This window comes from Oleiphilus sp. HI0123 (assembly GCF_001635315.1).
In genome coordinates, this window is record NZ_LWGE01001728.1 from 1 (window position 1) to 1,556 (window position 1,556).

Consider the following 1,556-nt stretch of genomic DNA (forward strand, 5'->3'; position numbering starts at 1 on the left):
ACTTAAAAGGCATGGGCTACGAAAAAATAGGGGTGTATGCTCCTTAATAAGCAATATGAATGAAGAGACAATATTATGAGCCTGAAACTGGGGCGGAGAGAACAAAAAAAAATAAATAACCGCAAGGCCATTCTAGAGGCTGGGCTTGAAGTGTTTTCGACGGTTGGTTATGAGCGAGCAACTATCAATGATATTGTCAGCGAAAGTGGCCTGTCTGTAGGTACTTTTTATAATCACTGCGGTGATAAAGACACGATCTTTTCTGAGCTGCTCACTGGCTTTTTAATGAAAGTGCGCACGACTTTGAGCCAGGCGCGTCAAAGTGCAACAACTTTGGAAGGCTTTATCAAAGGTGCTTTTCTCGCTTACAGTAAACTGATCTCTCAGTACCCCAAAATGCAGCTGATGATTTCAAAAAATGCCCCAGTGTTTAAGCAGGTGCTATCAGAAAAAGAAGAGCTTACCGAGATTATTGACGACTTGTCTCGTGATATGCAGCTTGCTGTTGAGGTGGGAATGGCGCCTAAGTTCCCTGTATCGATGATGACGTCTGCAATGATCGCTTCGAGCATTGACATTTTTTCTGTCAGTGATGATGAGTACTCAGCTAAAGAGAAGGCTGAGTTTCTAGGGAATTTATTTATAGGTGGAATTGAGCGAATGGCTTCAAAGTAATTGTCTGATATAAAAGATAAATTACCTCCATTTAATGTCTAATAACTAGAACAAAATTCCACTTCAACTAAAATAAATTTGCTAATTTCTGAACTTTTTAGATTGGCCTGGGTCTTTAACAATATCCCGATCACAAAATTCGGGAATTAATAATGAGCAACTACTTTAGTTAACCGTTACTTTTTAGATGAATTACACAGGGTTAAAACAATGAATAACGCAAAAATCTTAAGCAAATCAGCAATCGCAAGCATGGTCGCAATGGGTGTTATGGCTGCGTCAACTGACGCACTAGCAGGCAAGCCTGGTTTTGAAAAATGTCAGGGTATTGCTAAAGCCGGTATGAATGACTGTGGTACCTCAAAGCATAGTTGTGCTGGCCAAGCTGCTAAAGACGGTGACCCTGAGGAATGGGTATATGTTCCAGAAGGCACTTGTTCAAAAATTGTAAATGGTAAAGTGAAGTAAGTTACTTAGCACTTCTATCGGTGGCATTAACTGATGAATCATATCTTATCGCAGGGAATGCCAACCGATCATCCTGCTTCTCCTGAGCCACAAGCGCTTCAGGGTGCAGGTATAGGTTTACGTTCTGCACACTATCAAACGATTCTGAATTCACGCCCTGATATCCCCTGGTTTGAAGCACTAAGCGACAATTATATGAGCGACGGTGGTCAGCCTCTTGATTACCTGGAGCAGGTTCGGGATTTATACCCGGTTACCTTTCATGGTGTCGGCATGTCTTTAGGCTCAACTGATCCCTTAGATCAATCCTACCTCAAACGCTTAAAGTCACTTATAGAACGCTTTCAACCAACGCTGGTGTCTGATCACTTGTGTTGGGCTTCTTTTGATGGCGTACATGGTAATGAACTATT

The 1,556-nt window shown here is 41.7% G+C and carries 3 protein-coding genes; all 3 read left to right on the forward strand.

Going from position 1 to position 1,556, the window contains the following annotated elements; translation table 11 throughout:
- Positions 1-75: 75 nt before the first annotated feature.
- Positions 76-675: a TetR/AcrR family transcriptional regulator gene (locus A3761_RS23375; RefSeq protein WP_068515953.1), complete on the forward strand. Its 600-nt coding sequence runs from the start codon at positions 76-78 to the stop codon at positions 673-675.
- A 210-nt stretch (positions 676-885) separates the two neighbouring features.
- Positions 886-1,143 carry a DUF2282 domain-containing protein gene (locus A3761_RS23380; protein WP_068515949.1) on the forward strand — a complete coding sequence of 86 codons (258 nt, stop codon included), beginning with the start codon at positions 886-888 and terminating at the stop codon, positions 1,141-1,143.
- 33 nt (positions 1,144-1,176) lie between these two features.
- Positions 1,177-1,556, forward strand: a 380-nt coding sequence (locus A3761_RS23385) for a DUF692 family multinuclear iron-containing protein (RefSeq protein WP_197473202.1), incomplete at its 3' end; no start/stop codon positions are given.